At 66.4% G+C, this 24417-nt stretch carries 25 protein-coding genes; 16 read left to right on the plus strand and 9 right to left on the minus strand.

The annotated features are described in order from the left end of the window. Positions 1–3: 3 nt before the first annotated feature. The 6 genes from BVG12_RS27345 to bufB all read left to right on the plus strand — a co-directional run bounded on the left by BVG12_RS27345 (position 4) and on the right by bufB (position 5389). The gene (locus tag BVG12_RS27345) at positions 4–1602 is read left to right on the plus strand and encodes an ExeA family protein (RefSeq protein WP_075795151.1); all 1599 of its coding nucleotides are present in this window, start codon (positions 4–6) and stop codon (positions 1600–1602) included. 1 nt (position 1603) lies between these two features. Further along, positions 1604–2356, plus strand: coding sequence for a general secretion pathway protein GspB (locus BVG12_RS27350; protein WP_075795152.1), 753 nt, complete (start codon positions 1604–1606; stop codon positions 2354–2356). Continuing rightward, on the plus strand, positions 2343–2876 hold the full coding sequence (gene mobB / locus BVG12_RS27355; protein WP_075795153.1) for a molybdopterin-guanine dinucleotide biosynthesis protein B: 534 nt from the start codon (positions 2343–2345) through the stop codon (positions 2874–2876). Before BVG12_RS27350 ends, mobB begins: the two co-directional genes overlap by 14 nt. A 96-nt stretch (positions 2877–2972) precedes the next feature. After that, positions 2973–3173, plus strand: a complete 201-nt coding sequence (locus tag BVG12_RS27360; RefSeq protein ID WP_075795154.1) for a YjfB family protein — start codon at positions 2973–2975, stop codon at positions 3171–3173. A 242-nt stretch (positions 3174–3415) separates the two neighbouring features. Continuing rightward, positions 3416–3685: a BufA1 family periplasmic bufferin-type metallophore gene (locus BVG12_RS27365; protein WP_075795155.1), complete on the plus strand. Its 270-nt coding sequence runs from the start codon at positions 3416–3418 to the stop codon at positions 3683–3685. Positions 3686–3694: 9 nt separating this feature from the next. Next, a complete protein-coding gene (gene bufB, locus BVG12_RS27370; RefSeq protein ID WP_075795156.1) occupies positions 3695–5389 on the plus strand; it encodes an MNIO family bufferin maturase in 1695 nt (564 codons plus the stop codon). 36 nt (positions 5390–5425) lie between these two features. Here the strand turns inward: bufB and BVG12_RS27375 are convergent, their stop codons facing one another. The 3 genes from BVG12_RS27375 to fumC all read right to left on the minus strand — a co-directional run bounded on the left by BVG12_RS27375 (position 5426) and on the right by fumC (position 7720). Next, entirely contained in the window at positions 5426–5713 is a 288-nt protein-coding gene (locus BVG12_RS27375) for a DUF883 domain-containing protein (RefSeq protein WP_075795157.1), read from the minus strand. 136 nt (positions 5714–5849) lie between these two features. Then, entirely contained in the window at positions 5850–6062 is a 213-nt protein-coding gene (locus tag BVG12_RS27380; protein WP_075796591.1) for an RNA-binding S4 domain-containing protein, read from the minus strand. Positions 6063–6325: 263 nt separating this feature from the next. Continuing rightward, entirely contained in the window at positions 6326–7720 is a 1395-nt protein-coding gene (fumC, locus tag BVG12_RS27385; RefSeq protein ID WP_075795158.1) for a class II fumarate hydratase, read from the minus strand. An 85-nt stretch (positions 7721–7805) separates the two neighbouring features. Here fumC and BVG12_RS27390 point away from each other — a divergent pair, with 85 nt between their 5' ends. After that, positions 7806–8894 carry a type IV pilus assembly protein FimV gene (locus BVG12_RS27390; protein ID WP_075795159.1) on the plus strand — a complete coding sequence of 363 codons (1089 nt, stop codon included), beginning with the start codon at positions 7806–7808 and terminating at the stop codon, positions 8892–8894. 393 nt (positions 8895–9287) lie between these two features. After that, a complete protein-coding gene (locus BVG12_RS27395) occupies positions 9288–9662 on the plus strand; it encodes a winged helix-turn-helix transcriptional regulator (protein ID WP_075795160.1) in 375 nt (124 codons plus the stop codon). 79 nt (positions 9663–9741) lie between these two features. Here the strand turns inward: BVG12_RS27395 and BVG12_RS27400 are convergent, their stop codons facing one another. After that, positions 9742–10026, minus strand: a complete 285-nt coding sequence (locus tag BVG12_RS27400; RefSeq protein ID WP_075795161.1) for a flagellar protein FliT — start codon at positions 10024–10026, stop codon at positions 9742–9744. Positions 10027–10203: 177 nt separating this feature from the next. Here BVG12_RS27400 and BVG12_RS27405 point away from each other — a divergent pair, with 177 nt between their 5' ends. The 3 genes from BVG12_RS27405 (at position 10204) to BVG12_RS27415 (ending at position 13333) form a co-directional block, all read left to right on the plus strand. Beyond that, positions 10204–12270, plus strand: a complete 2067-nt coding sequence (locus BVG12_RS27405) for a M13 family metallopeptidase (RefSeq protein WP_075795162.1) — start codon at positions 10204–10206, stop codon at positions 12268–12270. 153 nt (positions 12271–12423) lie between these two features. After that, the gene (locus BVG12_RS27410; RefSeq protein ID WP_075796592.1) at positions 12424–13050 is read left to right on the plus strand and encodes a class I SAM-dependent methyltransferase; all 627 of its coding nucleotides are present in this window, start codon (positions 12424–12426) and stop codon (positions 13048–13050) included. Between the two features lie 103 nt (positions 13051–13153). Continuing rightward, complete coding sequence (locus BVG12_RS27415; protein WP_075796593.1) at positions 13154–13333, plus strand: CsbD family protein; 180 nt, start codon at positions 13154–13156, stop codon at positions 13331–13333. 85 nt (positions 13334–13418) lie between these two features. Here the strand turns inward: BVG12_RS27415 and BVG12_RS34315 are convergent, their stop codons facing one another. The 5 genes from BVG12_RS34315 to BVG12_RS27435 all read right to left on the minus strand — a co-directional run bounded on the left by BVG12_RS34315 (position 13419) and on the right by BVG12_RS27435 (position 20126). Then, a complete protein-coding gene (locus BVG12_RS34315; RefSeq protein ID WP_156895754.1) occupies positions 13419–13610 on the minus strand; it encodes a hypothetical protein in 192 nt (63 codons plus the stop codon). A 282-nt stretch (positions 13611–13892) separates the two neighbouring features. Then, the gene (locus BVG12_RS27420) at positions 13893–16112 is read right to left on the minus strand and encodes a S9 family peptidase (protein WP_075795163.1); all 2220 of its coding nucleotides are present in this window, start codon (positions 16110–16112) and stop codon (positions 13893–13895) included. A 256-nt stretch (positions 16113–16368) separates the two neighbouring features. Beyond that, complete coding sequence (locus BVG12_RS27425) at positions 16369–17796, minus strand: MATE family efflux transporter (RefSeq protein WP_075795164.1); 1428 nt, start codon at positions 17794–17796, stop codon at positions 16369–16371. Positions 17797–18185: 389 nt separating this feature from the next. Further along, on the minus strand, positions 18186–19091 hold the full coding sequence (locus tag BVG12_RS27430; protein WP_229503731.1) for a c-type cytochrome: 906 nt from the start codon (positions 19089–19091) through the stop codon (positions 18186–18188). Between the two features lie 132 nt (positions 19092–19223). Next, entirely contained in the window at positions 19224–20126 is a 903-nt protein-coding gene (locus BVG12_RS27435; RefSeq protein WP_075795165.1) for a hypothetical protein, read from the minus strand. A gap of 252 nt (positions 20127–20378) precedes the next feature. Here BVG12_RS27435 and BVG12_RS27445 point away from each other — a divergent pair, with 252 nt between their 5' ends. From BVG12_RS27445 to BVG12_RS27465, 5 genes are all read left to right on the plus strand, one after another. Further along, positions 20379–21323 (plus strand): DnaJ C-terminal domain-containing protein, encoded by a 945-nt coding sequence (locus tag BVG12_RS27445; RefSeq protein WP_075795167.1) that lies wholly within the window; start codon positions 20379–20381, stop codon positions 21321–21323. 3 nt (positions 21324–21326) lie between these two features. Then, positions 21327–21647, plus strand: coding sequence for a chaperone modulator CbpM (locus tag BVG12_RS27450; protein WP_075795168.1), 321 nt, complete (start codon positions 21327–21329; stop codon positions 21645–21647). A gap of 91 nt (positions 21648–21738) precedes the next feature. Next, the gene (locus tag BVG12_RS27455; protein WP_075795169.1) at positions 21739–23070 is read left to right on the plus strand and encodes an Nramp family divalent metal transporter; all 1332 of its coding nucleotides are present in this window, start codon (positions 21739–21741) and stop codon (positions 23068–23070) included. 94 nt (positions 23071–23164) lie between these two features. After that, positions 23165–23722: a type 1 glutamine amidotransferase domain-containing protein gene (locus BVG12_RS27460; protein ID WP_075795170.1), complete on the plus strand. Its 558-nt coding sequence runs from the start codon at positions 23165–23167 to the stop codon at positions 23720–23722. Between the two features lie 79 nt (positions 23723–23801). Next, positions 23802–24389, plus strand: a complete 588-nt coding sequence (locus BVG12_RS27465; protein ID WP_075795171.1) for a type 1 glutamine amidotransferase domain-containing protein — start codon at positions 23802–23804, stop codon at positions 24387–24389. Positions 24390–24417: the final 28 nt, after the last annotated feature.

The raw sequence follows: 24417 nt of genomic DNA on the forward strand, positions 1-24417 counted from the left end.
GGTATGTACACACATTACTTTCATCTGAAGCAGGCGCCGTTCTCGATCGCGCCCGATCCGCGTTACCTGTTCATGAGCGAACGCCATCGCGAGGCGCTTGCGCATCTGCTGTACGGGATAGGCAGCGGCGGCGGCTTCGTGCTGCTCACGGGCGAGATCGGCGCCGGCAAGACGACCGTGTGCCGCTGCTTCATCGAGCAGGTGCCGGACGACTGCCGCCTGGCCTATGTCTTCAATCCCAAGCTGACGGTCGAAGAGCTGCTGCAGACGATCTGCGACGAATTCCGCATCGACGTGGCGCCGGCGGCCGGCGTGAAAGCCGGGGTGAAGTCCTACATCGATGCGATCAATGCCTATCTGCTAGAAAGCCATGCGCGGGGCCACAACAACGTGCTCGTGATCGACGAGGCGCAGAACCTGTCGGCCCAGGTGCTGGAGCAGCTGCGCCTCCTGACGAACCTCGAGACGAGCGAGCGCAAGCTCCTGCAGATCATCCTGATCGGCCAGCCGGAACTGCGCACGATGCTCGCGCGGCCGGAGCTGGAGCAGCTGGCTCAGCGCGTCATCGCCCGCTACCACCTGGGGCCCTTGTCCGCCGCCGAGACGGGCGCCTATGTCGCGCACCGACTGGCCGTCGCGGGCGTGCAGGGCGCGACGCCGGTGCCGGCCACCCTGGCGCCGCTGATCCACCGCCTGACGGACGGCGTGCCGCGCCGCATCAACCTGCTGTGCGACCGCGCCATGCTCGGTGCCTATGTCGAGAACAGCCGCGAGGCGACACCGAAGATCGTGCGCCGCGCCGCGCGCGAGGTGTTCGCCGGCGAAGGCCAGTCTTCCGCGCCGCGCACGCCGATGCGCTGGCCGTTCGTGGCCGGCGGCGTGCTGGCGGGGGCGGCGATCAGCGCGGCGGCGTGGCAGGCCGTCCCGCATATTCCCGCGCCCGCACCCACACCCGCATCCGTGAAGATGCAGGCGGCCGCGCCGGCGAAGGTTGCCGGCGCGTCGGCGAAACCGCTGGCGCTGTCCACGCAGGACGCCGCGCTGCGCGAGCTGGGTGCACTGTGGGGCCAGCAGCTGCCGGCCAGTGCCCCGTGCGACGGCGCGCCGCGCCTCGGCCTGCGCTGCTACCAGGGCCGCGGGGGCCTGTACGAACTGCGCCTGCTCGACCGCCCGGCCATCATCGCCCTGCACGACGGCGCCAAGGTCGGCTACGCCGTGCTGACCGGCATGGACGACAACAGCGCCACGCTGACCATCGACGGCCGGCGCCACACCGTGAATCTCGGATTGCTGGCGACGCGCGTCGACGGCGACTACACGACGATGTGGAAGGTGCCGCGCGGTTTCCGCGACCAGGTCGGACCCGGCGACAGCGGCCCGGACGTCGACTGGATCGCCGCCCGCCTGGCGGAGCTGGACGGCAAGCGCGCGGCGCCGCCCGCGGGCCAGGTCCTGGACGAGCCGACACGGCGCCTGCTGCGCGCCTTCCAGGTGAAGCAGAACCTCAAGGCGGACGGCCTGGCCGGCCCGCGCACCTATATGCGCCTGAACCAGCTCACCGGCGTCGACGAGCCGCGCCTGCTGGCAGCCACGGGAAAATGATATGTCCTACATCCTCGAAGCGTTGAAGAAGGCCCAGGCCGAACGCCAGCTCGGCAGCGCGCCGACGATCCACGCGCAGCAGGTCGTCGCGCCGTCGCCCGCCGGCACGGCGGCCAGCCGCAAGCCGCTGTTCATCGGCCTGGGCGCCGGCGCGCTCGCCGCCGCCGCGGGCGCGCTGTTCGTGTGGCGGCAGGCGCCGGCACCGGGACCCGTCGCTGCGCCGCGGACCGTGGCGGCGCCCGCGTCCGCCGCGCCCAAGACACTGGCCGTCACCGCGCCGCCCGCGCCCGCGCGCTCGCCCGAACCCGCGTCCGGTGCGCCCGAGACGCTGGCCATCGCCGCGCCGCCGGCGCCTGCGCGTGCGCGCGAACCCGCGCCCGCGGCCGTCCGTCCGGCGCCGCCTCGTCCGGCTCCTGCTCCTGCTCCTGCTCCTGCTCCTGCTCCTGCTCCTGCTGCGGCCCCGCCTGTGCCCGTCGTCGCCGCGCCCGTGCCCGCCGCAGCAGCAGCCAAACCGGCTCCGGAAGACAATCTGCCGTTCCTGCAGCAACTGCCGGACGCCCGGCAGCGCGACATCCCGCGCGTGACGTTCGGCGGCTACATGTATTCCGCGAATCCGGCCGACCGCCTGCTGATCGTCGACAAGGCCCTGCGCCACGAGGGCGAGGAAGTCGCGCCCGGCCTCGTGCTGGAAAAACTGCTGCCCAAGGCGGCCGTCATGAATTACCGGGGGACCCGCTACCGTGTCCCGTATTGAGTCTCCCTGCGGCCCCGTGCTCGGCGTCATCGGCTGGTCCGGCAGCGGCAAGACGACGCTGCTGGAATACGTCGTGGGGCGCCTGGCGGCGTCCGGGTTGCGCGTCAACGTCGTCAAGCACAGCCACCACGACATCATGCTGGAACCGCCGCACAAGGACAGCGCCCGCATGCGCGCGGCCGGCGCGGCGGAGGTCATGATCGCGTCGCCGTACCGCGTGGCCATCATGCGCGAACTGCGCGGGGCGGACGAGCCGTCGCTGGCCGAGCATCTGACGCGCCTGGCGCCGGCCGACCTGACGCTGGTCGAAGGCTATAAGTGGGAAGCGCTGCCCAAGCTGGAGGTGTACCGGCCGGAAGTGGGCAAGCCGCCGATGTTTCCGAGCGACCCGCACATCGTGGCCGTCGCGTCCAGCATGGCGCGGCCGGACGGGCTGGCGCCGCACGTGGCGTGGCTCGATTTATCCGACCCCGACGCGGTCTTGAACTGGATCAGAAATTTCAATCGCCTGCCGCCCTAAAGTCCGGCCGCGTTCCGCCGTTAACAGAGATGACCGGTGGTGCGGGCGAACCCTGCGTATCGGTCGGCCCGTCGACCCACCCACCAGGAGCGCACCATGGACGCCGTAGGTATCGCCAAGCTTGCCACCAGCATCGCCGACACCGGCACCCGCCAGGACGTCGCCATCGCCGTGCTGAAGAAGTCGCAGGACATCCAGGCCGCGGCGGCCACCCAGTTGCTGGATGCCGTGCAGTCGGCGTCGCCGGTGCAGAATCTGCCTTCGCACCTGGGCAACCACGTCAATACCACCGCCTGAATCGCACCCGCGTCAACGGGATCGGCTCTCCCCGCGTTATCGGCCCAGTACCCGGCGCGACGGGGGCGGCCACACAACACACAATCCGCTCAGCCGCCACCAACCGGTTGCGCAGCCAGGACAGGAAGTCCGGCGCGCACCCGACAACGGCCGCCCCGGCCGGCGTACTTCCCTTCATCACGCCCGGCCGCGATAGAATGCTTGTCGTGGTGCATGTACGTGCCCGTATTTCGGAGATTCCAATGAACAAACGACAAGCCCTGATCGCCGCCGCGCTCGCGAGCGTCTGCGCCGCCCAGGCGACGGCCGCCGGCCAGATGGATGCGCAGGCCGGCAACCAGGAAAAATGCTACGGCGTGGCCAAGGCCGGCCAGAACGATTGCGGCACCGCCACCCACGGCTGCGCCGGCATGGCGACGGCCGACCAGGACCCGGCCGAGTGGAAATACGTTCCCAAGGGCACCTGCGAAAAAGCGGGCGGCAAGCTCGATTCGCCCAAGCAGGGCAAGTAAGCGTTCGTCATGGCCGCCGGCATCGGCCTGCGCGCACCGCATTACCGCGACTTCCTCGACCGTAAGCCCGGCATCGGCTGGGTCGAGGTCCACACGGAAAACTTCCTCGCGCGCGCCGGCCATGATTGGCACGTGCTGCAGACGGTCCGGCGCGACTATCCCGTCAGCCTGCACGGTGTGGGCCTCGGTCTGGGCTCCGTGCACGGCTTTTCCGACGACCACCTGGCGCGCGTCGCCGCGCTCGCGCGGGCGCTCGAACCCGTCCTCGTGTCCGAACACCTCAGCTGGGGCGCGCTGCGCGACCGCCAGCTGAACGACCTGCTGCCTGTGCAGCTCGACGCCGCGGCCCTCGACCTCGTCGCGGCGCGCGTCCAGCGCGTGCAGGAGGCGCTCGGGCGGCGCATCCTCGTCGAAAACGTCTCGACGTATGTGCGCTGCGCGGGCGACGCGATGAGCGAGGCGGCGTTCCTCGCCGAACTCGCGCGCCGCACCGGCTGCGGCGTGCTGCTGGACGTGAACAACCTGTACGTCAACGCGCATAACCACGGCGAGGATCCGCTTGCCGCCATCGCGGCGCTGCCTGCCGGCTGCGTCGGCGAGATCCACCTGGGCGGCCATCTGGTCACCGAGGATGGCCTGATCGACCACCACGGCGCCCGCGTCGCGCCGCCCGTGTGGGACCTGTACCGCGCGGCATTGGCGCGCTTCGGCGTCGTGTCCACGCTCGTCGAGTGGGACACGGACCTGCCCGCGCTCGACGTGCTGCTGGACGAGGCGGCGCGGGCCGACCGCATCGCGGCCGCCGCAAAGCCTGCGGCTGCAACCCCTGCGGCTGCGAAACCTGCGGCCGAAAATCCTGCGGCCGAAAATCCTGCGGCCGAAAAGCCTGCGGCTTCGCTGCCCTGCGCCGCCGCCGTCCCGGCCGGGCCGGCATCGGTGGCTGGCCTGGACGCCGTCCAGCAAGCCTTCGGCGCCGCCCTGTTCGACGGCGCGCGCGAGGCCGCGCTGGCGCCGCTGCTCAAGGGCGATCCGCGCCGCTTCGGTATCTACCGCGGCAATCTGGGCGCGCACTGGAGCCGCGCCTTGTCCTCGGCGTACCCCGTGCTGCGCCGCCTGGTGGGCGACGAATTCTTCGACGCGCTGGCGCGGGTCTATGGCCGTGCGCACCCGGCGGTCGATCCGGACCTGAACCGCTTCGGCGCCGCGTTGCCCGATTTCGTCGCGGGCTTCGTGCCCGCCGCCGATTATCCGTACCTGGCGGACGTCGCGCGCCTCGAGTGGTCCGTGCACGAGGCCTGGTTCGCGCCCGATGCGGACGGTCCCGCCGCGACATTGGCCGGCTTTGCCCCCGACGCATTCGAAGCCGCGCGCGCCGTGCTGCACCCGTCGCTGCGCCTGCACGCATCGCCCTGGGCCACGGCGGCGTTGTGGCATGCGCACCAGGACGGCGGCCCGGACTTTCCCGACGCGCTGCGCGCGGACACGCACGCACTGGTGCTGCGGCCCCGTTTCGACGTGCGGGTGCAGGCCATCGGGGCGGCCGAATACGCGGCGCTGTCCCGGCTTGCGCGCGGGGACACGTTCGGCGCGGCGCTCGATGCGGCGTTCGATGTGGACGAGGACTTCGATGTGGCCGCGCACCTGCGGCGCTGGCTCGAGCACGGGATCGTGACGAAGATCGAGGGAGATACCGGGGAGGGGTAAGGCAAAGACGGCGCCGAAGGAGATGGCGCCGTGCTGTCAGTGGTAGAAGGCGCGCAGGATGCGTGCTTCGCCGGTGCTGTCGTGATGCAGTTCGTTCGCCGCACGCGTCGCTTCCATCATCCGGTTCAGCTGTTCCTCTTCGAAGCGGGCCAGCTCCTCGTTGGCGGCATTGAGCGCCACGGCAAGCTTGGCACGCGCGTTCTGGTACACGACACCGGTGTAGTGATCGGTATTCTTCAGCAATTCTTCCGCGTTTTCGATGACGAGTCGCAGGTCGCCGATCAAGCGCTGCTGCGTCATGGAGCTTGGTTCTGGGGTTTCCATCTTCCTCACCTTTAGCCGAATGTTACGACTTCAATATAGAGAAGGGGGACTGCCCAAGTTTGTCAGCGCGCAAACGTCAACTTCTACCGTCGGGGACGGCTCGCCCGGTGCGACCGCGGGGTGCGCGCCATGCGCCTCAGCGCACGTCGATGCGGATATCCCCCAGCGTCACCACCTGACCCGCACGGATCTTGGCCGTCTTGCGCAGTTCCTTCTTGCCATCGACGGACACGTCGCCGCTCGCCACCACGTGCTTGCCGGCACCGCCGCTGTCCACCACGCCGACCAGCTTCAGCAGCTGGTTCAGTTCGATGAACTCCGATGTCAATTCAAAAGTTGTTGTTTGCATCATTCTATCCCTGGTTAAAAATCGGTGTCGTACTGTTGTGTTCGTTTTTACAACACCGTGAAAACGTCGTCCCCGCGAAGGCGGGATAGCGCCACCGGCGCTATCCTGCCATGCTGAGGCACCGAAGCCGATTTGTTGAGTGACTTACCGTACTTTTGACATACGGAATTCCGTAGCCAAGTATGGATCCCCGCTTTCGCGGGAACGCCGTCGCTTCTTTTTGAATATTATTCCGGACGCGCGCGGGCGGTGTCGGGTGCCTCTTACGCCGGGCTCGGCCGCGTCATCTCGATCGGCACGATCCACTGGTCGAACTGCGTCTCGTCGACGAAGCCGGACTGCAGGGCCGCCTGGCGCAAGGTGAGGCCGTTGTGCTGGGCCGTCTTGGCGATCTGCGCGGCGCGATCATACCCGATATGCGGGGCCAGCGCGGTCACCAGCATCAGCGACTGTTCCATCAGCTCGCCGATGCGCTTGCGGTTCGGCTCGATGCCTTTGGCGCAATGCTCGTCGAACGAGCGCATGCCGTCGGCCAGCAGGCGTGCGCTCTGCAGGAAGTTGTGGGCGATCATCGGCTTGAACACGTTCAGCTCGAAATTGCCTTGCGAACCGCCGACCGTGATCGCGACGTCGTTGCCGAACACCTGGCAACACAGCATCGTCAGTGCCTCGCACTGGGTGGGGTTCACCTTGCCCGGCATGATCGAGCTGCCCGGCTCGTTTTCCGGGATCGTGATCTCGCCCAGGCCCGAGCGCGGGCCGGACGCCATCCAGCGCACGTCGTTGGCGATCTTCATGAGGGCCGTGGCCAGCGTCTTGAAGGCGCCGTGCGCTAGCACCATCGCGTCGTGGCCGGCCAGCGCCATGAATTTGTTCGGCGCCGACTTGAATTGCAGGCCCGTACGCGACGAGATCTCGGCCGCGATGCGGTTGGCGAATTCCGGATGTGCGTTCAGGCCCGTGCCCACCGCGGTCCCGCCGGCCGCCAGCAGCAGCAGGCCGGGGAGGGTGTTCTTGATCGCATGTTCCGCGAATTCGAGCTGCGCCACGTAGCCGGAGAATTCCTGGCCCAGCGTGAGCGGCGTCGCATCCTGCAGGTGGGTGCGGCCGATCTTGACGATGTCGGCGAAGTCGCGCGCCTTCACTTCCAGCGTGCCGCGCAGCCTGGCCACCGCCGGCAGGACGTCCTTGGCGACGGCCTGCGCGGCCGCCACGTGCATCGCGGTCGGAAACATGTCGTTCGACGACTGCCCCATGTTGACGTGGTCGTTCGGGTGCAGCAGCCGCGCTTCGCCGCGCTCGCCGCCCAGCAGCTCGGAGGCGCGGTTGGCGAGCACCTCGTTCATGTTCATATTGCTCTGGGTGCCGGAGCCGGTCTGCCAGACGGACAGCGGAAACTCGGACGGATGGCGGCCTTCCAGCACTTCGTCGGCGGCGCGGATGATGGCGTCGGCCTTGTCCGCGGGGAGCTTGCCGAGCGAGCGGTTGACGGCGGCGGCCGCGCGCTTCACCTGCGCCAGCGCGGCGACCAGTTCGGGCGCCATCTTTTCGCTGGAGATGTGGAAGTGGTGCAGCGAGCGCTGCGTCTGCGCGCCCCACAGATGATCGTTCGGTACGTCGATCGGGCCAAAACTGTCCTTCTCAATCCGGTTTTCCATGGAGGCATCCTGTTGGTTTGACAATGGAATTAAAGAGTGTACCGCAACGGCCGTTAACGATGCAGAAGCCCCTATTTTCCTTGCCATGGCCCGCCGTCCCCGCCTTTTTCTTTCCAGTCTCGCGTTTGCCGCGCTCCTGCCCGCCCATGCGGCCGAGCTGGGCGATCCGCGCGTGGTCTCCCACATCGGGCAGCCCCTCGTCGCCGACATCGAACTGACGATGCTCGAGGATGCGGCCACGCCCGTGCAAGTGCGCGTGGCCAGTCCGGAGGTGTATAACGGCGCCGGCATCGCCGTGCCGCCCGTGCTGTCCAGCCTGAACCTGTCCGTGATGCGCCGCGACGGGCGCCAGTTCCTGCACGTGACGTCGTTGCGGTCCGTCGATGGCGACCACGTGCACCTGTACCTGGAACTCGTCGACAAGGGCCAGCGCGCCGTGCGCCTGGCCACGCTGTGGCTCACGCCGGATCCGACGCCCGCGTCCGCGTCCGCGCGCGTGCCCGCGCCGGTCGTCGTGCCCGCGCCGTCGCAGGACGCCGTCCTGCTCGCGCAAGTGGAACGCGCACGCACGGCGCCCTCGGTGGCGGCGGATGCGCCGCCCGCGCGCGTCGTCAAGGTGCCGCGGCCGCATCCGGCACCCGTCGCCAAGGCACCGGCGCCGCCGGCGGCCCACGCGGCCGCATGTGCGATCCCGGCCGGGGAGGCCCAGGCCTGTGCGGCCCTCGGCGCGAAGAACGACGCGCTGCGCACCCGGCTCGGCCAGGTCGAGGACCGGATGAAGAAGTTGCAGGTGTCGCTGGCCGCGCCCGTTGCCGCTCCGCCGCCGGCCGAGGTGGGGGCGCCCAAGCCTGCCCAGCCCGTCACGCCGGCCGCGGCGCCCGAACCAGCCAGGTCCGTCGTGCCGGCCGGTCCGCGCCCGATCCACTCGATCAAGCCGCTCGTGCCGCACAAGCTGAAGACGGCTGCGCCGCCGCCGGACGAGAGCCTTCCGTGGGGCTGGATCGGCGCCGCTATCGGCGTGCTGGCGCTGGGCGGGGCAGGGGCGTTCGTCCTCGTGCGCCGGCGCGGGGCGAAGGCCGCTGCGGCGCCCGGCCTCTTCGGCACGCTCAAGGCCCGCTTCGCGGCCCGCGCCCGGGCGCCGAAGGAAGGGGGCGCCGAGCCGACGATCGACTGATTTCAGGGTATGTTCAAAATCTGCGCGCAAGTCGTCTACACAAGTCCGATTTTTGCGTTATACTGCGTTTCGATGATCTTTTGATCACAGATCAATCGATCATAAAACGGCTCAGGGTCCGCCGCAGCCACCACCGATTGCGTGGCGCGGGGTTGGACGGTCGCTGATGAAGCGCCTGAACCCGGAAGCGGTTCGCCTGCCGACAGTGGCAGGTGGACGCCGGAGGCAACCGGCAAGAGGCGACGCCAGGGGATGCCTGGTGCTCGCTCTCCCCCTATTCCAGCCCGCGCAGACGACGTCGTCGTTGCGCGGGTTTTCATTTACAGGGCGCGTTGGCCCCATGCCCGGGATAGCGCTACCATGGTGCTTGACCCGAACGATCGAGGAGGGGACATGAACGATAGCGTGCGCGGCGACTTGTTTTCCGAATATTGCCCGTCGCGTGAAGTGTTGAAACACGTGACGAGTCGCTGGGGCGTGCTGCTGCTCGTCGCGCTGATGGACGGCACGTACCGTTTCGGCGAACTGCGCCGCAAGGTGGGCGGCATCAGCGAAAAAATGCTCGCCCAGACCCTGCAATGGCTCGAACAGGACGGTTTCGTGCAGCGCATCGCGCATCCCGTCGTGCCGCCGCACGTGGAATACCGGCTCACGCCGCTGGGCGAGGAGCTCGGACACAGGGTCGGCGAGGTGGCCGCGTGGATCGAAGGGAATATGGACGGCATCCTGGTGGCGCAGCGCAAGGTCGCGGCGGCGAAAACCGACTAAGAAGCAAAAGAAAAGCAAAAGAAGCAAAAAGCCCCTTGGACGGCGAATCGAAGGGGCTTCGGATGGGGCTGCGGGGCGGTCAGTGGGCCGGGCTCAGGGCGCGGTCCAGCTGACCCATCCAGGGTTCGGTGATGTCGCGCACGGCGCGGTCGTTGGCCATGATCTGCTTGAGCAGGTCGATCTTGCGCTTGCGCTCGGCGCCGGCCAAAGGCGCGACGCCGCTTTTCGCCGCGCTCGCCTGCAGGGCGCACTGGGTTTCCAGGCGGGCCAGACCGTCCCAATCGCCTTCGCGCGCAGCCACCGCCATGCGGCTGCTCAGGGCGGCGATGTTTTCATACATTGCGAGGACTTCATTGGACGTCATGACTGCGCTCCACCAGTGGGACAACCCGGCCGGATTACCGGTTGTCTGCCTTTTACGGCAGCGTTTCGGAGAACTTTAGGGTTTTCGAAAGATTTTTTTGAAATTTTTTTGGGGTGGCGCGTTATAGTGCTCGCCAACGAGACCAATGAGACCAATGAACTCTGGAAAAGGGACATCATGAACATCAGCTGGACGCCGATCAAGACCGCCATCGTGTTCGCACTGTGCGGCGCCGCGCTCGTTACCACGGGCGCGGGTGCATCCGGGCAGACCCCGCCCGCGGCAGCAACGGCAGGGACCGCGCAAGCCACATTGCGGCCGGGCGACGATTTCTTTGCCTGGGCCAACAAGGACTGGCTCGCCAAGACCGCCATCCCCGAGGACCGCAGCCGCTGGGGCGCGATGGACAGTCTGGCGGAAGACACCAACCAGCGCATCGTCAAGCTGATCGAACGCGTGAGCGATGACAAGAAGGCCGGGCCGGAAGCGCGCAAGGTCGCCGACTACTTCAATGCCTACATGGACGAGGCCGCGATCGAGGCGCGGGGCGCGGCCCCTTTGACGCCGGAACTGGCGCGGATCGCCGCCATCAAGGACAAGGCCGGCCTCGTGCGCGCGCTGGGAGCGTCCCTGCGTGCGGACGTCGATCCGCTGAACAATACGCACTTTGCCACCGAAAACATCTTCGGCCTGTGGGTGTCGCCCGGCCTGCATGACCCGGCGCACAACTGGCCGTACCTGCTGCAGGGCGGCCTGGGGATGCCGGACCGCGCATATTATCTGGACAACAACGAGCGCATGGCCAACCTGCGCACGCAGTACCAGAAGCACATCGCCGCGATGCTCAAGTTTGCGGGCTACGCCACGACGGAGGCGGATGCCGATGCCCGCGCCGCCAAGATTTTCGCGCTTGAAGTCGACATCGCCAACACGCACGGCACCCGCGCCGACTCGGCCGACGTGCTCAAGGCCGACAACACCTGGACCCGCAAGGAGTTCGCCGCCAACGCCCCGGGCCTCGATTGGGATGCGTTCTTCAAGGCCGCGCGCCTGGGCGACCAGGGCAAATTCATCGTCTGGCACCCGTCCGCCGTGAAGGGCGAGGCGGCGCTCGTGGGCAAGGTCGATCTCGCCACCTGGAAGGACTATCTCGCTTTCCACACCATCAACCGCATGGCCAGCGTGCTGCCGAAAGCGTTCGTCGAGCAGCGTTTCGCGTTCTACGGCAAGGCGTTGTCCGGCACGCCGCAGCAGTCCGTGCGCTGGAAACGCGCGCTGGGCGCCACGAATGAGGCGATGGACGACGCGGTCGGCAAGCTGTACGTGGCGAACTACTTCCCCGCCGAGAACAAGGCGCAACTGCAGCGGATGGTCGGCAATATCGTGACGGCATTCGGCAAGCGCATCGACAAGCTCGACTGGATGGCACCCGCCACCCGCGCCCAGGCCAAGGAAAAACTGAAGACCTTGTACGTCGGTGTCGGTTATCCGGACAAATGGAAATCCTACGCCGGCCTGAAGGTCGACCCCAAGGACGCGTTCGGCAACGCGATGCGCGCGGATGCGTTCCACACGGACCAGGAACTGGCGAAGCTGCATGCGAAGCCGGACCGCACGGCCTGGTCGATGCCGCCGCAACTCGTCAACGCCGTCAACCTGCCGCTGCAGAATGCGCTGAACTTCCCGGCCGCGATCCTGCAGCCGCCGTTCTTCGATCCGAAGGCGCCGGACGCCGTCAACTACGGCGCGATCGGCGCCATCATCGGCCACGAGATCAGCCACAGCTTCGACGACCAGGGTTCGCAGTTCGATGCCCAGGGCCGCCTGCGCGACTGGTGGACGAAGGAAGACATGGAGCACTTCAAGGCCGCGTCGCACAAGCTCGTCGAGCAGTACAACGCATATAAACCGTATCCGGACCTCGCCGTGAACGGCCAGCTGACCCTGTCCGAAAACCTGGCCGACCTGGCCGGCCTGGAAGCGTCCTACGATGCCTACCGCGCCGCCGCCGGCAAGGCCGCGAACGAGGAGAGCGACCGCCAGTTCTTCATCGGCTACGCACAGAGCTGGCGCACGAAGGCGCGCGAGGCGGCCGAGCGGCGCGGCATCCTGACGGACGGCCACGCGCCGCCGCAATACCGCACGGCCACCGTACGCAATCTGGATGCCTGGTACAAGGCGTTCGACGTGCAGCCGGGCCAGGCGCTGTACCTGCCGCCGGACGAGCGCGTGCGCGTCTGGTAAGCGGGCGTTTGATGCATTATGTCTAACGGGTAAGCTGCGCCGGTCGGAAAGATGCCCGGACTAGAATGGTGCGGGCATCTTTCATCGTGTTTATTGCTTATGAAACAGCACTATCTCGACGTCGACCGGCGCACCATTCATCACTTTCCACACATGATCGACGACGACGACTACGAAGACATCACCCGGCGCACGCTGCACCATTACGACGACAACGCGCGCCGCTTCTTTGCCGGGACGATCGACCACGACGTCAGCCAGAACATCGACGCGCTGCTGAGCGCGATCGAGGCACCGGCGCCGGCCACGATCCTCGACTTCGGCTGCGGCCCCGGCCGCGACCTGAAGACGTTCACGGCGCTGGGCCATCGTGCCATCGGCCTGGACGGCAGCGAACAGTTCGTGGAGATGGCACACGCGTACAGCGGCTGCGAGGTGTGGCACCAGAATTTCATCGACCTGCATCTGCCGGATGCGACGTTCGATGGCGTCTTCGCGAACGCGTCGCTGTTCCACGTGCCGCGCGACCTGTTGCCGAAAGTGTTGAGCGAGCTGTACGCGACGTTGAAAGGGGGCGGCGCGCTGTTCAGTTCGAATCCGCGCGGCCATAACGAAGAGGGCTGGAACGGTCCGCGCTACGGTTGTTTCCACGATTATCCGGCGTGGGAGCGCTACGTCGTCGCTGCTGGTTTTTTGCCGCTGCGCCACTATTATCGGCCGGAAGGATTGCCGCGCGACCAGCAACCCTGGCTGGCCAGCGTGTGGCGCAAGCCGAATTAATCTTTTGTTAGTTTGCGTACAGAATGAAGATCGACATCTCAATATTCTGAATGCATCCCGCTTGAATCAGCAGGCGGACTTACTCACCAAGGAGGATTCCGACATGAACGACGACCAAATCAAAGGTAAAGCCAAGGACATCGGCGGCAAGGTACAAGAGGAAGTCGGCAAGGCTGTCGGCAGCAGCGAACAGCAGGCCAAGGGCCTGTCCAAGCAGGTCGAGGGCAAGGTGCAGGAAAAAGCCGGCGATCTGCGCGACGCCATCAACAAGGGCAATCGCTGATCCCGCGGTTCACCCCATCGGAACGGCCGCCTCGCGCGGCCGTTTTTACGTCGCTCCGTCGGCCGATCCCGAGAACATCTTCCACTTACGGCTTATCGACGAGCACCATCGGGACCGCCGCCAGCGACGTCGCCGGCGCGATGCCCGCGACATCGAACAGGCTGCCGGACACGAGCTGCATGACGATGGTGAGCGCGGGCGGAATCTCGAGCGCGCGCTCGGCGAGCGGCAGCACATGCCGGACGCGGTTGGCTGGTCGTCGATGAGGCGCTGCCATCAGCGAGGCACCGCGGGCGTTGCGCGCATGGCTGGTGAATTCGGGGTCATGAATCCGGGTCGGGGCCAATGCCAGTCACTTAAAGATATTCCACGTCGTCCCCGGACTGGCCGTCCGCCTTGGCGGGGCTTCAAGCTTGCGGGCGAAACCGAGGAAATTGGTTCCCGCCTGCGCGGGAACTCGTTTCCGGCAATGCCTGGAACGATGGGATAGACCGCTAACTGACCGGCATTAGGGGCAGGGCCTCAACAGCAAATTCGGACCCCGCCCCCTTCCTTCGCCTTATTTCGGCCCGGTCCCGCCCAGGTTCTTCTTGAAGAACGCCTCGATCAAGCCATACACATGCCGCTGCCCCGCCCGCGACGAAATGCCGTGCTTGGCACCCGGATACGTCATCAGCTCGAAGCGCACGTTGCGGTTGACGAGCGCGTCGATCAGGCGCGTCGAGTTCGTGAACAGCACGTTGTCGTCGGCCATGCCGTGCACCAGCAATAACGGCGATTTCAGGCCGTCCAGGTGCGCGAACACGCCGCTGCGCTCGTAGGCGGCCGGGTCCGACTGCGGCGTCGCGCCCACGAACTGCTCCGTGTAGTGCGTGTCGTACAGCGACCAGTCCGTCACCGGCGCCACCGCCACGCCCATGGCGATCTTGTCCGAGCCTGCCTCGAGCAGGCGCAAGGTCATGAAGCCGCCATAGCTCCAGCCGAACACACCCACGCGCTTGGGATCGACGAAGCTCTGCTTGGCGAGCCAGTCGATGCCCGTCAGCTGGTCCTCGACTTCATGCGCGCCGAGGTTGCCGTAGATGACGTCGGTGAACGCGCGCTCGCGGCGCGACGAGCCGCGGTTGTCCAGCACGAACACGACGAAGCCCTGCTGCGCCATGTACTGGTTGAACAGATTGCCCCACTGGCGCGTGACGCGCTGCGAGTGCGGGCCGCCGTACGTGAACAGGAAGACCGGGTAGCGTTTGGCCGCGTCGAAATTGGCCGGCTTGATCATCGAGTAGTGGAGCGTCTGGCCATCGTGCGCCTGAATGGTCCCGTATTCCGTCGGCAGGTGATCCTTCACGTAGTTCGCATACGGATGCTGCGCGTTCAACTCGTTATGCTCGAGCCACTCGACCATCGCGCCGTCCGCGCGGCGGATCGACACCTGCGGCGGCGTGTTCGGATCGGAGAACGTGTCCACGAAAATCTTGCCGTTGCGGGAGAACACGTCCTCGTGCCAGCCGTCCTGCTTGGTCAGACGGACGGGCTTGCTCGCGTTGCTGCCGTCCAGGTTCAGCACATAGGTCTGCTTGTCGATGACGGCATCCTTGTTCGATGCGATATAGACCTTGCCGGCCTGTTCGTCGACGGCGAGGATGTTGTCGACGCCCCATTCGCCGCTCGAGATCGGGTGCAGCAGCTTGCCGGACATATCGTACAGGTACAGGTGCTTCCGGCCGCTGCGCTCGGATGCCCAGATGAACGCCTTCTGGCGGCCGAGGAAGCGCAGATCGTCGTGGATGCTGACCCAGGTCTTCGAGGTCTCGGTCAAGAGCGGACGCTGAGCCAGGGTGGCCGCGTCGACGGCGACGAGGTCCAGGCGCTTCTGGTCGCGCGACTGGCGCTGGTAGACGAGGGTCTTGCCGTCCGCGCTCCAGTCGGCGCGCACGAGGTAGATATCTTTTTCAGGACCGAGGTCGACCCGCTTTTGCGCACCCGTCGCCGGGTTCACGATCATCAGGTCGATGAGCACGTTCTTCGCGCCGGCGGCGGGGTAGCGCTGGTCGATGACTTCCGTGCGGTCGGCGAAGATCTCGAAGCGGCGCGCAACGGGCACCTGCGCCTCGTCGTAGCGGCGGTAGGCGATGGCGGAATCGTCCGGCGCCCAGTAATAGCCGGTGTGCTGGTCCATCTCTTCCTGCGCGACGAATTCCGCTTCGCCATTGTGCACGGTGTCCTTGCCGTCGGTCGTCAGCTGGCGCTCCTGGCCCGTCGTCAGGTCGATGACGAACAGGTTCTGGTCGCGCACGTACGATACGTAGCGGCCTTTCGGCGAAATCTTCGGATCGCCGACGTTGCCCGACGCGACCTTGCGCGCGGCTCCCGGCTGGTTCACGTCGACGAGGTACAGGTCGCCCGCGATCGGGACCAGCAGCTGCTTGCCGTCGGGCGACCAGCTATAGCTCAGGATGCCGGACAGGCTGGCCGTGCGGGCGCGCTCGCGCCGGGCCTTCTCTTCCAGCGACAGGTTCTCGTTCGGGACCAATTGCTTGGAGTCGACCAGGCGGTGCGTGGTCTTGTCCTTCATATTGAATTCCCACAGGTCCAGCTGGAACTGGTTGTCGGCGCGTCCGCGCAGGAAGGTCACGCGTTCGCCGTCGGGCGAGACGCGCAGGCTGCGGACGCCTGGACCGGACAACGCCGGGTCGGCGTGGATACGGTCCAGCGTCAGCCGTTCCGCATGTGCGGGAACGGCCGACAATGCGGCTAAAAGGCAGAGAAGATGGCGCATGGAATCTCTTGGGTAAAGAATGGGAAATTTATTTTGTGCAACGGCGGAACGATACCAGACTCGATGCGGAAACGCTGCAAATACGCCCGGCCAAGGGGCCGGCGGACGATTGTCAATGATGGATGGATCGTAATGTTTGCATTCGCAGCAATGCACTATGATCATTTCGTCGGCGCCCCAATGCCGACAATAGGATGAAACTCTCTCCTAGGGTTACGCCGATGGATTCCCCGTCCATCGGCTTTTTTTCGTCCGCTTAGCGGACTTGCGTCACGGGCGCATGCGCGAGGTCGCGGATACGCAGCTTCGACAGCTGGTTCAGCGTCCACGCGAGCAGCACGGCGGCCACGGTCAGGCCCAGCACGAGGCCGATCCAGAAGCCGGTGGCCGCCATCGGCTTGCCCGGCGACCACGGGAACCATTCCGGCGCCAGGCCGAGAACCCAGCCGACGGGCAGGGCGACGCCCCAGAACGCGATCATCTGGATCACCATCGGCGAGCGCGTCACCTTGTAGCCGCGGATGGCGGACGCCGCCGCGACCTGCGTCGAATCGGACAGCTGGAACAGCGCAGCGAACAGCAGGAGCATCACGCACGTGGCCTGCACGGCCGCGTCCGACGTGTACATCGCCGCGATCTGCCAGCGGAAGAGGGCGATGCAGATCGCCGACAGCACCCCGAACGCGATGCACATGCCAGTGCCGACCCACGCGACGAAGCGCGCCCGCACGGGATTGCCTTCGCCCATCGCCTGGCCCACGCGCGTGAGCGCGCCGATGCCGAAGCTTAAGGGCACCATGAACACGAGCGACACGAAATTGAGCGCGATCTGGTGCGCCGACACCTCGATCACGCCGAAGCGCGCCACGAGCAGGCTGATGATGCCGAACGCGCTGACTTCGGCGAAATGCGTGACGCCGATCGGCAGGCCCAGGCGCAGCATCGTGGTGATCTCTCCCCAGTCCGGTCCTTCCCAGTGCGTGAACGGATCGGTCCGGCGATACGCGCCGGACAGTTTGACCCACAACACCATCGCACCCAGCATCAGCCACACGCCGCTGGCCGTCGACACCGCGCAGCCGAGCGCACCCAGCTTCGGCAGGCCGAACTCGCCGAAGATGAACAGCCAGTTCATGACGATGTTGTAGAGCAGGCCGGCGACGGCGATGACCATGATGGGCTTGGTCTGGTTGATGCTCGTCGTATAGCCGTACAGCGCGCGGTAGCAGGCGAACGCGGGCATGCCGAGGCTGATGATGTGCAGGAACGTCGACGCGCGGTCGGCCACGGCCGCGTCGAGGCCGATGTGGTCGAACACGAGCGTGCACAGGTTCGCGGCCAGGCAGCCCACGACGCCGACGCCCAAGCCCATCCACAGCGATTCGCGCACCGAGTGCGAGATGCGGTCGAAGCGCCCGGCGCCCATCTCGTGCGACACGACCGAGTTCACGGCCATCATGATGCCCATGACGGTCACCAGGATGATCGACCACACGGACGTGCCGAGCGACACGGCGGCCAGTTCCGCCGCGCTGACGTGGCCCGTCATGGCGACGTCCGCCACGCCCATGCCGACGGTCGCGAGCTGGCCCACGAGCATGGGCCACGAGAGCCGCCACAGCGTGGCGATCTCGGTGCGGACGGGATGCGCCGCGCGGGCGCCGGTGCTGGACAGGTTTGTCATGTTCGGCTTGCTGGGGAAACCGCGCATTTTACTGAGGAATTGACAAGCCCGTGTGACGGGACGCCCCGCGCCTTCAACACGCCGTTCCCGCGCAGGCGGAAACCGGCGCCTGCAACATGTCGTTCCCGCACGCAGGAACCCGCGCCTTCAACACGTCGTTTCCGCGCAGGCAGTAACCCGCGCCGTCAACACGTCGTTCCTGCGCAGGCGGGAACCCATATTGAGCATCGGGAATCGCAACGTGGGAAGCGATGCCGACTTCATTCGCCGTGGGCTTCGGTAACTCAGCATGGCGGGAATAGTGCCGGGTCACTATTCCCGCCTGCGCGCGAAGCCGTTGCCGGCAGTGCCGCAAAGCCATTTCTGGCAGTGCCCGACATGACAGCAAGTCACCGCTGCGCCAGCGTCGTCCCCGGCACCGACTTCAGGTAGGCATACAGCGCCCGCAGATCCGTCTCGTTCATCTGCCGGAACGACCCGAACGGCATCACGCTGCTTACCGCGCTGCCGTCCGGCCGGTGGCCCGTGCGGAGCATAGTGATGAACGCGTCCGGCGTCGGATAGCGGTTCATCGCGCTGCCCTTGCCGGGCGCCAGCCGGGCGGCGGACGGCCACGACGGCGGTGCGCCGGGGACGCGGCCGCCGGCCAGGTCGGCGCCGTGACAGCCGATGCACGTGGCGGCGACATACGCGCCGTACGCCGGCGTGACGGCGGCGGGCACGGCCTGCGGCGGCGCCAGCGAGTGGTCGATTTTTTCGGAGGCGTCCTTGATGACGCCGAACGCATATAAGGCCTTGACGGGCACCGGCACGTCGATGTACGCCTTCACCCCGGGCACGGGCCGCATCTGCTCCAGGTAGGCGACGAGCGCCGCCATGTCTTCATCGCTGAGGCGGCTGTAATCCTCGCTGGGCATGATCAGGACGGGATTGCCGTTCGGCTTGACGCCGTGGCGCACGGTCCGCACCCAGTCGACGACGCGGTAGTGCGCCGTGGTGCCGTTGGGACCGGCCGTGATGTTGGGGGCGACGACGAGCATGCTGCCGTCGCGGATGACGGTCTTGCCGGCGCCGTCCGCACCGTGGCACTCGGCGCAGCCGCGCGTGTTGTACAGGTAGCGTCCGTGGTCGACGCGGGCGACGTCGGGCACGATGTCCAGCGGACGCACGGAAAGCGGGATGCTGCGCGCCATCTTGCGTTCCCCCAGCACCTTGCCGACGCCGGCCGTGGCGACCCCCAGCAGCGCGAGGGTCGCCAATGCGATGCTCGTGCGCTTGACCCATTTGCTCACCATGATTTCCCCCTTTGTTGGACGAACGGCAACACGAGGAAATCTAGCACTGCCGTTCATGGCCGGATACTGGTTGAAATGCTAATGACGGCCGGATGAACACGATGAGGCATGCGTCAAGCATGCGTCATCGATTTACTTGGTCGTGAAGTTGGTGAGCCATTGCAGATTGGTGTCCTTGCTCCAGTTCGCCGTGCCGTTGTTCCAGTTGTTGTCGAGGCTGTTCTGGCTGCCGAAGCAGTCGCCGGACGCGCGCATATAGCAATGGTCGGCCGAGCCGTCGGCGACCTGGCTGTTCTTGACGATGATCCAGCCGCTGTTATTGCTGTTCATGCAGGCATACGACCCGGCCGCGCATTTCAGCCCCGTGACGTTCTGCAGCGAGTTCTGGACGGCCGACTGCGTGCCGCCGGCAAAATTGTCCTGCTCGCCATCGACGGCGCGCAGCCGGTCGCTGGGCAACGTGCGGTTGCCGTTCGATACGCAGGACGACAAGTCGTAGGTCGAATACACATTGCTCATGCCCATGCCATACGCCGCCTGCACGCGCGCATCGTAGTTCTTGGCGAGCAGCGCCAGGATCGACCCCTGGCTGAAGCCGCCGACCACGATCCCCTTGCTGCAATCGGCCTTGGCGCGCGAGCACAGCTGCGCCACGGCGCTCAGCGTGCTGTTCGGATTGAAAATGCAGCTCGACTTGTCGCTCAGCACGGAGCAGGTGCCGAACTGCGATTCGGCATAGTCGACGGTGGCGGCGACGTAGCCCTTGCTCGCCATATCGTTCACGGCCGCCATGGCCGCCGCGTTGTTATAGGTCTCGTTGGTGCCGACCATGTAGATGAAGACCGGATAGGGGCCCGTTCCGGACGGTTCCACGCCCGCGATGCTGTAGCTCATCGAGCACGAGCCGCCGGCGGTCGAGGCGCCGTTGTAGCTGCCGGCGAAGCTTGCCGTTTGCGCGGCGGCGCCGGCTGCGGTGGCGGACAAGGCTGCGGTGGCGGACAACATGGCTGCGGCAAGCAGGAATTTGTGATGCATGGTCTGTCTCCTCTGGTTTGTTATTGCTGCTGGTCTCATATTGACGAGCAGCGGCCGATGCCTCAAGCGGCACGGCATGGCATCCGGAGACAAGCTCATGGTTTCCGGACACATCCTCGTGCTCAACGGTGCGGAAAGGGGTTGCAGCGCCCTTGTACAATCGGACGGGAGTGCCGGGTAGTAGTTGAAAAGCAAACACTCAGCCTCACATACGGGTCAACCAACCATCCAACCCGATCCAGGAGCAAGCTCGTGGAATACAAGGACTACTACCAGACGCTTGGTGTCGAGAAAACCGCAACCCAGGACGACATCAAGAAGGCGTACCGCAAGCTCGTGCGCCAGTACCACCCCGACGTCAGCAAGCACAAGGACGCGGACGCGAAGACCAAGGAGATCAACGAAGCCTACGACGTGCTGGGCGACGCGGAAAAGCGCGCCGCGTACGACGAACTGGGCCGTGGACACCGTCCCGGCCAGGGCTTCCAGCCGCCGCCGGACTGGGGCACCCAATTCGATTTCGGCGGGGCCGGCGCGGACGATTTCTTCAACGACCTGTTCGCCCACGTGGGCCGGCGCTCGCGCGGGGGCGCGGGCGGGCGTGCGCACGCGGGTGGCGGCGGGTTCCAGATGCCCGGCGAGGACATCCACGCCGCGATCGCCATCGACCTGCGCGACGCCTACCAGGGCGCCACGCGCACGATCAGCCTGCGCGTCCCGCAGCAAGATGCGCAGGGCCAGGTGACGATGCAGGACAGGACGCTTTCCGTGAACATCCCGAAAGGCGTCACGCCGGGCCAGCAGCTGCGCATGCGCGGGCAGGGGCATCCGGGCTTCGGGGGCGGCCCGGCCGGCGACCTGTATCTGGAAATCCAGCTGAACCCCGACCCGCGCTACCGGGTCGAAGGAACACACGTGTACCAGGACGTGCCCGTGGCCCCGTGGGAAGCGGCGCTCGGTGCCAGCATCTCGGTGCAGACGCCGTCCGGCGTGGTCGAGGTGACGGTGCCGCCGGGGTCGCAGAGCGGACGCAAGCTGCGCCTCAAGGGACGCGGTATTCCGGCCAAGACGCCGGGCGATTTGTACCTGATGCTGAACGTGGTGTTGCCTCCCGCCACCAGCGATCGGGCGCGCGAGCTGTACGAGGCGATGGCGCGCGACCTTGCTTTCAATCCACGCGAACGCATAGGAGCCTGAACGATGCATGACGACATTCTCACCGGCGTGCTGCTGGAGGACGTGGCGCTGACCCTCGACGAACTGGCGCGCGCCTGCGACGTGGAGCCCGACTGGGTCGTGCGCCACGTGCGGGCGGGCGTGCTGGGCGGCGAGACCAGCGTGCAGGTAACGAGCTGGCGTTTCCGCAGCGGCGACCTGGCCCGTGCCCGGCACCTGCTGCGCGTCGAGCGCGACTTCGACGCCAACGAGGACCTCGCCGCGCTCGTGGTCGACATGGCCGACGAGATCCGTCGCCTGCGCGCCCGGCTGCGCGTGCTCGGGATCGACGCAGGCATCCATTGACGCCTGAGCCGGCGCCCCAGGGCGCCGGTCTTTTGGCGGGCTCGGCGAAGCAGGGGCGTGCGCTAGAATCCCCGTGCTACCCTGTTCGCCTATGCTCAAACTACCGACCAACGCCACCGCACCGTTCTGCCCATCGGAAGTCTCCGGCACCGTCAACGTGCCTGAGAACGATCCGCTGTGGAAAAAGATCCTGCGCTATGCCGGCCCCGGCCTGCTGGTGTCGGTCGGCTATATGGATCCGGGCAATTGGGCGACCGCCATCCAGGGCGGCTCCCAGTTCGGCTACGACCTGCTGTTCGTCGTCGTGCTGTCCAGCCTGGCGGCCATCGTGTTGCAATGCCTGAGCATGCGGCTCGGCATCGTCACGGGCAAGGACTTGGCCGTACATTGCCGTGAGCAATATTCGCCCGTCCATGCGAAGGGGCTGTGGGCGTTCGCCGAACTGTCGATCATCGCCTGCGACCTGGCCGAGGTGCTCGGCTGCGCGCTCGCGTTCAAGCTGTTGCTGGGGGTGTCGCTGCCCGTCGGCGTGGCGCTGACCGCGCTCGACACGATCATCGTGCTGGGCCTCAAAGGCAAAGGTTTCCGGCAACTGGAGGCCATCGTGCTGGGCCTCATCGCCACCATCGGCGTCTGCCTGTTCACCGAACTGTTCCTCGTCGATCCGGACCCGCGCGCCGTCATGGCGGGCCTCGCGCCGTCGCTGGAAAAGCTGGGCCAGCGGGACGCCTTGTACCTCGCCATCGGCATCCTCGGCGCGACCGTCATGCCGCACAATCTGTACCTGCACTCGTCCGTCGTGCAGACGCGCATCCTGCGCCACGACCTCAATGCGGACGGCGCCCGCCTCGCGGAAGCGATCAAGCTGTCGCGCATCGATACCGTCGTCTCGTTGTTGCTCGCGCTGTTCATCAACGGCGCGATCCTCGTGCTGGCCGCGGCCGCGTTCTACAAACCGGGCGGCGGCAATGTGATGGACATCGACCAGGCGTATTACCTGCTGGCCCCAGTCGCGGGCACGGCGGTGGCGGCCATCCTGTTCGGCCTGGCGCTGCTGGCTTCCGGCCAAAGCTCGACCTTTACCGGCACCATCGCCGGCCAGGTCATCATGGAAGGCTTCTTGAACCTCAGGATTCCGTGCTGGCAGCGGCGCCTGCTCACGCGCGCGCTGGCGCTGGGGCCGGCGATGGTCGGCGTGCTCACGCTGGGCGACCACGCGATCGGCAAGATGCTCGTCGGCAGCCAGGTCGTGCTGAGCTTGCAGTTGCCGTTCGCCATGTACCCGTTGATCCGCCTGACGGGACGACTCGACCTGATGGGGCAGTTCGTCAATGCGTGGTGGACGTCTGCGCTGTCGTGGTTCCTGTTCGTCGTCATTTCCGGCGCCAACCTCTGGATGGTGTGGCAGGCGCTGTTCGGCTGACTCGTCCGTATCTTTTCGCGCGCCGTTCCGGATCGGGCAAATCTACAATGCGCTTCCCGCTTAGCTGTTTTTTCAACGCTGACACGGAGGTTACATGCAACAAGGACAGAACCAGGCCCTGCAGGGCAAACGGGTGGCCATCCTCATGACCGATGGCGTGGAGCAAGTCGAATACACGGGCCCGCGCGGCTTTTTGGAGGAACAGGGCGCCCAGGTGACGCTCGTGGCGCCGAAGCCCACCGGCGACGAGATCCAGGGCTTCAATCACCTGACCCCGGCCGACAAGTTCAAGGTGGAACTGGACGTGCGCGACGCGCGCCCGGCCGACTTCGATGCGCTCGTGCTGCCGGGCGGCGTCGCCAATCCGGACCAGCTGCGCCTGTCGATGGAAGCGATCACGTTCATCCGCGAATTCGGCCGCGAAAACAAACCCATCGCCGCGATCTGCCACGGTCCGTGGACGCTGATCGACGCCGACCTCGTCACCGGCAAGCACGTCACCAGCTGGCCCACCCTGCAGCTCGACCTGCAGAATGCCGGCGCCGAATGGAGCGATGAACCGGTCGTCGTCGACGGCAAGCTCGTCACGAGCCGCAAGCCGGACGACATCCCGGCCTTCAACCAGGCCCTGCTGAGCGAGCTGCGCCACTGATTCGCGGCGTGCGACGCGCCCCGTCTACCCTGCCTAGAATGGTCGATCGCATTGATGCGTTCGACCAAAAGGTGTTTATATGGAACAAGTTGCCAGCAAGCCCTTGCAAGGCATGCGCGTCGCCATGTTGATGACGGATGGCGTGGAACAGATCGAATACACGAGCCCGCGCTCCTTCCTGGAAGAGCGGGGCGCGACCGTCGTCCTGCTGGCGCCCAAGGCCGCCGGTGAGGAGGTGCAAGGCTTCAATCACATGCAGCCGGCCGACCGCTTCCGCGTCGAGATGAATGTGGGCGATGCGAACCCGGCCGATTTCGACGGACTCGTGTTGCCGGGCGGCGTCGCCAATCCTGATCAACTCCGCATGAGCAAGGAGGCGATCGATTTCATCCGCGATTTCGATGCCGAGGACAAGATGGTCGCGGCGATCTGCCATGGTCCGTGGACATTGATCGATGCCGGCATCGCCACCGGCAAGCACCTGACCAGCTGGCCCAGCCTCAAGCGCGACCTGACGAACGCCGGCGCCGAGTGGTCGGATGAGCCGGTCGTGCTGGACGCGCGTCTCGTCACGAGCCGCAAGCCGGACGATCTGCCCTTGTTTAACGACATGTTGCTGAAGGAATTGCTTGTCGCGCCAGGGACCGATCCCGGCCCGACGTCCTGATCTCGTTGTCCATTAAACTGGAGAAATG

Source organism: Massilia putida (genome assembly GCF_001941825.1).
GTDB classification, from domain to species: Bacteria; Pseudomonadota; Gammaproteobacteria; order Burkholderiales; family Burkholderiaceae_D; genus Telluria; species Telluria putida.